This is a genomic window from Dehalococcoidia bacterium, assembly GCA_035574915.1.
Classification (GTDB): Bacteria; Chloroflexota; Dehalococcoidia; order DSTF01; family WHTK01; genus DATLYJ01.
On sequence record DATLYJ010000099.1, the window covers coordinates 1 to 8,267 of the forward strand.

Annotated in this window: 10 protein-coding genes; 4 read left to right on the forward strand and 6 right to left on the reverse strand. The window is 69.1% G+C overall.

Going from position 1 to position 8,267, the window contains the following annotated elements:
• The 4 genes from VNN10_09365 to VNN10_09380 form a co-directional block, all read right to left on the reverse strand.
• Nucleotides 1–944 (reverse strand): branched-chain amino acid ABC transporter permease (locus VNN10_09365; GenBank protein ID HXH22227.1); only part of this gene is annotated, 944 nt, incomplete at its 3' end.
• Nucleotides 944–1,837 (reverse strand): branched-chain amino acid ABC transporter permease, encoded by an 894-nt coding sequence (locus tag VNN10_09370; GenBank protein HXH22228.1) that lies wholly within the window; start codon nt 1,835–1,837, stop codon nt 944–946. The genes VNN10_09365 and VNN10_09370, both read right to left, overlap by 1 nt.
• 24 nt (nt 1,838–1,861) lie before the next feature.
• Nucleotides 1,862–3,103 (reverse strand): ABC transporter substrate-binding protein, encoded by a 1,242-nt coding sequence (locus VNN10_09375; GenBank protein HXH22229.1) that lies wholly within the window; start codon nt 3,101–3,103, stop codon nt 1,862–1,864.
• A gap of 113 nt (nt 3,104–3,216) precedes the next feature.
• Nucleotides 3,217–3,870 (reverse strand): GntR family transcriptional regulator, encoded by a 654-nt coding sequence (locus VNN10_09380; protein ID HXH22230.1) that lies wholly within the window; start codon nt 3,868–3,870, stop codon nt 3,217–3,219.
• Between the two features lie 201 nt (nt 3,871–4,071).
• On the opposite strand from VNN10_09380, the gene pcaC reads away from it, so the two are divergent.
• From pcaC to VNN10_09395, 3 genes are read left to right on the forward strand one after another with little or no spacing between them, the layout of a single operon-like run.
• Nucleotides 4,072–4,449, forward strand: coding sequence for a 4-carboxymuconolactone decarboxylase (gene pcaC, locus VNN10_09385; GenBank protein HXH22231.1), 378 nt, complete (start codon nt 4,072–4,074; stop codon nt 4,447–4,449).
• Between the two features lie 37 nt (nt 4,450–4,486).
• Nucleotides 4,487–5,380 (forward strand): NAD(P)-dependent oxidoreductase, encoded by an 894-nt coding sequence (locus VNN10_09390; GenBank protein HXH22232.1) that lies wholly within the window; start codon nt 4,487–4,489, stop codon nt 5,378–5,380.
• 12 nt (nt 5,381–5,392) lie between these two features.
• Nucleotides 5,393–6,355, forward strand: coding sequence for a homocysteine S-methyltransferase family protein (locus VNN10_09395; GenBank protein ID HXH22233.1), 963 nt, complete (start codon nt 5,393–5,395; stop codon nt 6,353–6,355).
• Nucleotides 6,356–6,401: 46 nt separating this feature from the next.
• Here the strand turns inward: VNN10_09395 and VNN10_09400 are convergent, their stop codons facing one another.
• Entirely contained in the window at nt 6,402–7,247 is an 846-nt protein-coding gene (locus VNN10_09400) for a methyltransferase domain-containing protein (protein HXH22234.1), read from the reverse strand.
• A gap of 228 nt (nt 7,248–7,475) precedes the next feature.
• Between VNN10_09400 and VNN10_09405 the strand changes: the two genes are divergently transcribed.
• Nucleotides 7,476–8,096 carry a hypothetical protein gene (locus VNN10_09405; protein HXH22235.1) on the forward strand — a complete coding sequence of 207 codons (621 nt, stop codon included), beginning with the start codon at nt 7,476–7,478 and terminating at the stop codon, nt 8,094–8,096.
• On the opposite strand, the gene VNN10_09410 is transcribed toward VNN10_09405, so the two are convergent.
• Nucleotides 8,051–8,267 (reverse strand): hypothetical protein (locus tag VNN10_09410; GenBank protein HXH22236.1); only part of this gene is annotated, 217 nt, incomplete at its 5' end. The two genes, VNN10_09405 and VNN10_09410, sit on opposite strands and share 46 nt — an antisense overlap.

Below are 8,267 nucleotides of genomic sequence, written 5' to 3' on the forward strand. Positions count from 1 at the left end.
CCCCGCACCCGCCAGTGCAGCCCCTCGGGGGCGAAGAGCATGATGAGCATCAGCGCCGAGCCGTACACCACGCCTTGGATTCCCGGAAACGAGTCGCCGAGCGTGGCGTCGAGGACCTCGCTGATCGGCACCATGAGCGCCGCGCCGACAACCGGCCCCCACTTGCTGCCCGCGCCGCCCACCAGGCAGACCACCAGCGTCTGCACGATGACGAGCACGCCGAAGACGGCGTCCGGCGTCACCACGAACAGAATCGCGTGGGCGTAGATGGCGCCGATTAGCGCGGCTGGAGCCGCGCTGATCATGTAGGCGAGCAACTTGCTCCGGAACGTGTCCACGCCGGCCGCCTCCGCAGCCTGCTCGTTCTCCTTGAGGGCCCGCAACGAGTACCCGAGCCTGGACGATTCGAGCCAGTGCGAGAGGGTCAGCGTCCCGGCGAACGCGGCCAGTCCCAGCAGGCTGTAGGCGCGCGGGTCGCTGAACTGCAGGTAGAGCGCGGGATGGTCGCGGACCATCGGGATCGCCACTTCCTGGTAGCCGAGGAAATCCATGAGGATTCGCAGGATCAGGGGGTAGGCCAGCGTCGCCAGGGCGAAGTAGATCCCCGCCAACCGGAATGTCGGATAGCCGATGAACGCCGCGGCCAGGACCGCGAGCGCGACGCCCACCCACATGCCGATCCAAGGGCTCAGGCCCGTCCGAATCGTGAGCAGCACCGTGGTGTAGGCGCCGATGCCGAAAAAGGCCTGGTGACCGAAGGAGGTCTGGCCGCCGTAACCGCTGATGACGTTCCACGCCAGTCCCATCGTCGCCCAAACCAGGGCCAGCGTGAGGACGCGGTGGTGGTAGCGCTCCTGGAGCCAAACGGTCAGCACCAGTCCGACCAGCACGACCAGCCCGACGGGCAAAAGCCCACGCACGCCGGCGGCGCTCCGTACCGCCATCAGACCGCCCGCAGCCGCCGGCCCAGCAGCCCTTGCGGTCGCAGGTAGAGGACCAGCAGGAACGCGACGAAAACGCCCACGTTCTGGAGCTGGAGCGGCAACACCAGGAGCGTCAGCGACTGAACAAGCCCGATCAGTAGCCCCCCCAGAAAGGCGCCCGGAATGCTCCCCAGGCCGCCCAGCACGACGGCGACGAACATCAGGACGATGAAGTTGACCGCCACCGTGGGCTCGATCGGGTGGTACGTGGCCAGCAGGCCGCCCGCCGCCGCCACCAGGGCGACCCCGATGCCGAAAGCCAGGCCATGCATCGTGCGAACACTGATGCCCTGGTACTCCGCCGCTTCCGGGTCGTCCGCAGCCGCGCGAAGCGCCTTGCCCAGGTCAGTCCGAGTCAGGAACGTCCAGACGAGCAGCGCGAGGAGGACCGCCATCACGAAGGCGTACGAGCGGGCCTGGTTGATAAGCACGGGCCCGGCGGTGAATGCCCGGGTCGCGTAGGCGGTCTGGATCGCGCGAGGCGTCGGCGACAGGATCATGCTCGTCGCATTGGTGATGACGAGCGACAGTCCGAGGGTGAGGATGAGCTGGGCGTCCATCTCGCGCTGCGGGTCCCCACGGCCGGTCACGCGCACCAGCAGGACCCGGTGGACGAGCATCCCCAGCAGGAAGAACGGCGGGACGATGAGGAGCGCCCCGGCCAGAGGGTCGACGCCGTAGCCCGTCGCCAGGAAGTAGGTCACGTACATGCCGAGCATCATGAAATCGCCCTGGGCGAAGTTGACGACCCGCATGACGCCGAAGATGAGAGCGAGGCCGATGCTCATCAGGGCATAGATCGCCCCCACGAGCAATCCCGTCACGACGTACTGGACGAGCTCGCTGGCCGGCACCGGCGGCGGCCCCGCGGCGCCGGACTAGCGGGCCGACGGCCAGAGGGGCTTGCGCATCGCGAACTCGGCGGGGGCGACCGTGAAAGGCTCGCCCCCCTGCCACTGGACGATGATCGTGGTGGCGCCGACCCGGCGGCCCCGCTCGTCGTACCGGATTCGGCCGGGGACGAGCGCCGTCGCCGGACCGGAGGTCAGGTCGAGGCGCCCGACCGCGTCGCGGATGGCCCGAGGATCCGTGGACTTCGCCAGCTCGGCCGCCTCCTTGATGATCCAGACGTGGACGTAAGCCATGAGCGAGTCCTGCACCATGAAGGGCTCGCCCGTGCGCTTCTTGAACCGCTCGACCAAAGGCTCCTGCCCCTTCAGGGGATGAGCGCCCACGGAGGACATCACGCCTTCGATCAGGTCCTTGCCCACTGCCTGGACCGTCTCCGGCATCAGCAACCAGACTCCGTTACCCATGATGGGCAGTCGGACGCCGAATTCCTTCATCTTCTGCAGGACCTGGATCGAGTCGGGCAGCGCGGTGGCGCTGAAGAACATCACGTCCGGTTGGGCCGAACGAATCTTCTGGACGACGGGCGTCCCGTCGGCGAGCGGCGGCGTCCAGATCTCGTCCACCACAAGCTCGATCCCCTTCTCGCGCAGGAGCTTCTCCCTCAACGGCTTGAAGAAGAAGACCGAGGCGGCGGTATTGTCGCCGACGATCGCCGCCTTCTTCACCTCCGTCCGGTGAGCCTTCGCCAGCGACAGGAACAGGTCGAGGGCCTGGGCCGCCTGCAAACCTCCCACCGGCGACGTCTGGAACGTGTACTTAAAGCCCCGCTCGGTGATCGAATCCGCGTACGACAACGTGAACCAGGGGACCTGCAGCCGCTCGGCCACCTCGGTGACGCCCAGCGTGAACGAGCTGAGCCAGGCGCCGATTCCCGCGCTGATCTTTTCGCGCCCGAGGACCCGCTGGGCGGCGCTCACCGCCTTCTCCACGGTGTCGCCAGCGTCGGCCTCGCGCAGCACAATTCGGGCCCCGCCCAGGGCCCGGATGCCGCCCTGCGCGTTGATCTCTTCGATCGCCATCTCGGCCCCCATTTTCTTGAGCTGCCCCTGGCGGGCCCAGCGTCCGGACAGAGGCACGACGAGTGCGATCTTCAGTTCTTCGGCGGCCAGTGCCGCGGCCGGGCTGAGCGCGAGCCCAGCGAGCACAAGGGCCAGTCCAACCGCCACGACCGACAGTAGAGTCCCGCGACCATTGCGCAGCACGATCATCGGGCGGCCTCCTCGGCAGGTCGGTATGCCTGCTCGGTGGTCAGGGGAGCGCGTGGGAGCGGGGCGGAGCACGCCGGCAGCGCGCGTCGACGACGGCCGGCCCACAGCACGCGTCAAGGCTCCAGCAGGGGCAGGGCGGCGGCGGCGGCCCGCTGGACGTGGTCCAGCGCCGCGTGGAACGCCGCCTCCGGGTCTCGACGCTCGATCGCAGCCAGCATCGCGCGGATCTCGGCGATGCTCGCCGGCCAGCGCGCGGGAGACGAAAGTGAAACCCGCCGCAACTGCGTGATCCGCGCATTGACCGAGCGGAGGATCGACGGTATCACGCTGTTGCCGGACCCGGCGAAGAGGATGTCGTAAAACTCCTTCTTGATCGCGATGATCCGTTCCACGTCGCCAGCGGCATAAGCGGCCCCCAGTCGCCCCACCGCGGTCCCGAGCGCCGCTACCTGCTCGTCGGTCGCCCGGCTGGCGAACAACCTCGCGGCCAGCGCCTCGAGCACGCCGCGCACCTCGTAGATGCTCTCGGCGTCCCGGACCGTGAGCCGGGCCACCACGAGCCCGCGATTCGGGACGTTGACTACTAGCCCTTCGGCCTCGAGCTGCCGCAGCGCCTCGCGGAGCGAAGCCCGGCTGACCTCCATAAGGGCGCAGAGCTCCTTCTCAACCAGGCGCTGCCCGGCCGCGAATCGCCCGCTGGTGATGGCCGTCCGCAGCGTTTCCACGACCTGCGTCCGGATCGGCGCGGCCACGTGGGCCACGCGCATCGAGTGGTCTCCTCGGGCGGCGCGCTCAGTGGATGGAGCCGCCATCGCCGTCGTGCCTGGGCCTCGCTCGCTCTCGAGCAGACATCGGGTTGAGACGTTTGCGTTGGCCGATATGTATGACATACAATCCGTCACACTGTCAATCAGACAGTCCGACAAGGGTCGGACTGCCGCACCAACCGCAGGAGGGAGTTTCCGAGCATGAACCAGGCACTGTTCGAGCGAGGTCTGGAGATCCGGAAAGCGGTGCTGGGCGCCGAGTACGTCGAGAACTCGCTCAAGACGGCTGACGATTTCAACCGTCCCCTGCAGGAACTGATCACGGAATACTGCTGGGGGGCCGTCTGGGGCCGCGAGCAGTTGCCGCGGAAGATCCGGAGCTTGCTCAATCTGGCGATGCTCAGCGCGCTGAACCGGCCACACGAACTGAAGGTCCACGTGCGCGGCGCCCTGCGGAACGGCGTCAGCCGGGAAGAGATTCGAGAGGTCTTCCTGCAGGTCGCCATCTACTGCGGCGTGCCGGCCGCCGTCGACGCCTTCCGCACCGCCCGGGAAGTCTTCGCCGAACTCGACCGATAAGCGCGCGGGCGGAGTGAGCCGCCCAGGGAGGAGCCCGATGGGAAGCGACTCGTTGGGATTCATCGGGGTCGGCCGGATGGGAGGGCCGATGGCTCTCCGTCTGCTGGACGCCGGTCACTCGCTCTGCGTGTGCGACATCAACCCGGCAGCCGTACAACCACTCGCCGCGCGGGGCGCCCGCGTCGTCGCCACCCCGGCCGACGTTGCGTCGGCGGCCGAGACCGTGTTCGTGAGCCTCCCGACGCCCGACGTCGTCCAGGCTGTGGCCCTCGGCGAGAAAGGGGTGATCCACGGCACGCGGGTCCGCAGATACGTGGATCTCTCCACGACCGGTCCGCGGGTCGCCAGGATTGTGTCGGACGGTCTCGGAGCCCGAGGGATTACGGCCATCGACGCCCCGGTCAGCGGCGGTGTCGCCGGCGCCCGGGCGGGCACGCTCGCGGTCATGGTGTCCGGCCCGAAGGACACCGTCCAGGCGCTGCAGCCCCTACTGGCAATCTTCGGCCGCGTCTTCTTCACGGGTGAGCGGGCGGGCTTGGCCCAGACGGCGAAGCTCGCCAACAACCTGCTGTCGGCGGCGGCGCTGGTCGTCTCCTCAGAAGCGCTCGCCATGGGGGTGAAGGCCGGCCTCGACCCTCGGGTGCTCATCGACATCATCAACTCGGGCAGCGGCCGAAACAGCGCGACCCAGGACAAATTCCCCCGGGCCGTCCTCACCCGAACCTTCGACTTCGGTTTCGCCACCGCCCTGTCCTACAAAGATGTCCGGCTCTGCGTGGACGAGGCCGAGGCGCTCGGCGTGCCGATGGTGGTCGGCGCCGCCGTTCGTGAGATGCTTGCGGTGACCAACGCTCGCTTCGGGCCCGACTCGGACTTCACTTCCGTAGCCAAGGTGCTCGAAGAGTGGGCCGGTGTCGAGATCCGCGGCTGAGCGGAGGTAGACATGGCCAAGTACCGAGCGGCGCTGCCCCAGCTGGGCGGCGATTTCTTCATGACCGACGGCGGGATCGAGACTACCCTCATCTTTCTCGACGGGCAGGACCTCCCCCACTTCGCGGCCTTCCACCTCCTCCGGACGCCGGAAGGCACGGATGCCCTCCGGAGGTACTTCCGGACCTACGCCGAGCTCGCCAAGCGGTTCGACGTCGGCTTGATCCTCGAAACCGCCACGTGGCGGTCCAACCCGGACTGGGGCCGGAGACTCGGCTACAGCGCCGACGCCCTGGCCGAGGCCAACAGGCAATCGGTCCGGCTACTCGAAGAAATCCGGGGCGAGCACGAGACCGACCGGAGGCCGATCGTCATCAGCGGATGCATCGGGCCTCGCGGCGACGGCTACATCGCGGACACGGCCATGTCGCATGCGGAAGCGGAGGAGTATCACCGCGGGCAGGTCGAGACCTTCCGTGACACCGCCGCCGACCTGGTCTCCGCCATCACCATGACCTACGCCGAAGAGGCGGTCGGCATCGCGCGGGCGGCGAAGCGCGCGAACATGCCCGTCGTCATCTCGTTCACGGTGGAGACCGACGGACACCTCCCGACCGGGCAGTCGTTGGCGGACGCCATCCGGCACGTCGACGATGCGACCTCGGGGTACCCGGCGTACTTCATGATCAACTGCGCCCACCCCAGTCACTTCGACCGGGTCGTGCCCGGGGGCGCGTCCTGGACCGCCAGGATCCGCGGCCTTCGAGCGAACGCGTCCCGGATGAGCCACGCCGAGCTCAACGAGGCTTCCGACCTCGACGCCGGCAACCCGGCCGAGCTCGGGCGGGACTACGCCGCGCTCAAGAGGGAGCGGCTCAAGCACCTCAACGTCATGGGCGGGTGCTGCGGTACGGACCATCGCCATGTGGAGCAGATCGCGTCCGCCTGTCTGCCGCTCTTCCGGCGGGTGGCCTGACGACCGGCGCAGCCGAGGCCGGCCGCCGCGCCGGCGACACCGGCGACTACGCCGCCGGCGGCCGGCCTTTCCTGGCGACAGCCAGGAAGACGACGATCCTCCGCTCCTCCAGGTTGCGCACCATGTTCTCCAGCTTGAGCTTCGCGCTCGGTCCCATGAGCAGATGGATGCCGAGCGGCGGAGGACCGGCCACCTTGATCTTCTCGATGGCCGCCGAGAACCACTCCAGCGACTGCCGGGTCTTCTCTTCCCAGTGCGTGATCTCGAACCCGACCGCCTCGAGGATGTCCCGCGCCGTCTCCGGCGTGGCGAGGAAGCTGATCGAGGCCTCTTCGGCCCATGGCACCGGGAATTCGACCGGCGGCCCGTCCCCCTTGAAGATGTCATGAAAGACGAGCTCGCCCCCGGCCTTGAGCACCCGCGCCCCTTGCCCATAGAACGCGCGCTTGTCCTCGATGTTCATCTGCGCGTGCTCGGTCCAGACCACGTCGAACGAGGCGTCGGCGAACGGTAAGTCGAGCGCGTTGGCCTGGCGGAACTCGACCTCTCCTCCGAGGCCGACCAGATCGGCCAGCGCGCGGGCCGCGTTCACGTATTCCCGGGTGAGATCTATTCCGGTCACGTGGCACCGGTACTCGGAGGCCAGGAACCGTGCGGAGCCCCCGAGCCCGCTTCCCACATCGAGCACCCTCAGCCCGGGCCGCAGGGCGGCCCGGTTTGCCAGCTCGATGGTCGCCTCCCGGCCCCGGATGTGGAACTCGTCTACCGGCGCGAGATCGGAGGGCACGAGCCGTGTCATGTCTTTGCCCATCGCCTGAAGCGTGCGAAGAATACGCTCCAGCACCTCGCCGTGCCCGTAGTGGCGCTCGACGGTCTCGGATATCCGGTCCATTGCGCCTCCGACCTGAACTCCGCTATGCGGCCGCCTGGTCGCGTCAACGGCCGACCAATGCAGGTGGCTTCCGACGCACCGCGAGACGGTGCAGGTTGTCGCCGGCAGGACCCTCCCCTACCAGGTGCCGCGGCATGCTAGCACGTCGCCGCCAGGGCTCGGAAATGCCCTGGCCGTCCCCGTGAGATCGCCTCCGTCGAGCGCCGGCGGATGGTACCGTCGAGGCGAATGCCGCTCCAGAACCGAGTCACGCCATTCGGCGACATCGTGGCCCTCGACGGCCGCGGGCTGCTCATGGGCAACCGCGGCATCCTGCACGACGCGCGACGCCGGATCGTCCGCTACGCGCAGGGGCGGCGCTGGATCGCGTGCCGTACGAGCTATCGCAACCGGCGGCGCCAGCTGATGCGGCCGGGCTCGTACACGGAGCTCTTCTTCCTGGACGAAGCGACCGCGCTGGCCGCCGGGCACCGGCCATGCGCCGAATGCCGCCGCACGGAGTACACGCGGTTCGTGGCGACCTGGACAGCGTGCTTCCCGGGCGAGCCCGCGTCAGCGGACGCGATCGACCGACGGCTCCACGCGGACCGGATGGCCGGCCCGGGCGTGAAGCGCACGTACACCGAGGACATCGGCCGGTTGCCGGAGGGGACGTACGTGGCCCCCGACGGCGCGCCCTGGCTCCTCTGGGACGGCGCGCTCCTCGCCTGGTCGGCGGGCGGCTACACGGAGCGCCGCCCGCTGCCGCGGGGCGTGGTGACCGTCCTGACGCCGCGATGCCTGGTCGCAGTGGTGCGCGCCGGCTACGCGCCGGCGGTGCACCCCACCGCCGCGACGCGCTCAGGCTGACGGCACTCCGCCGCGCCTTCGAGCTCGCCGCCGCGGGCTACCGCGTCGGGCTGGTCGAGCGGCGCTGAACGCCGGGGGCCGCGGTCCGCCGCCGGGACGGGCCGGGCGCCTGCGAGCGTCGTCCAGCGTCCGATCAGCGCCGGCTCGCCTGACGACGCTCCCGGCGGTTCT

Coding starts and splice junctions, on each gene's coding strand:
- VNN10_09405 (HXH22235.1), top strand. CDS start 7,476: ATGCCGCTCCAGAACCGAGTCACGCCATTCGGCGACATCGTGGCCCTC.
- VNN10_09400 (HXH22234.1), bottom strand. CDS start 7,247: ATGGACCGGATATCCGAGACCGTCGAGCGCCACTACGGGCACGGCGAG.
- pcaC (HXH22231.1), top strand. CDS start 4,072: ATGAACCAGGCACTGTTCGAGCGAGGTCTGGAGATCCGGAAAGCGGTG.
- VNN10_09375 (HXH22229.1), bottom strand. CDS start 3,103: ATGATCGTGCTGCGCAATGGTCGCGGGACTCTACTGTCGGTCGTGGCG.
- VNN10_09380 (HXH22230.1), bottom strand. CDS start 3,870: ATGCGCGTGGCCCACGTGGCCGCGCCGATCCGGACGCAGGTCGTGGAA.
- VNN10_09395 (HXH22233.1), top strand. CDS start 5,393: ATGGCCAAGTACCGAGCGGCGCTGCCCCAGCTGGGCGGCGATTTCTTC.
- VNN10_09390 (HXH22232.1), top strand. CDS start 4,487: ATGGGAAGCGACTCGTTGGGATTCATCGGGGTCGGCCGGATGGGAGGG.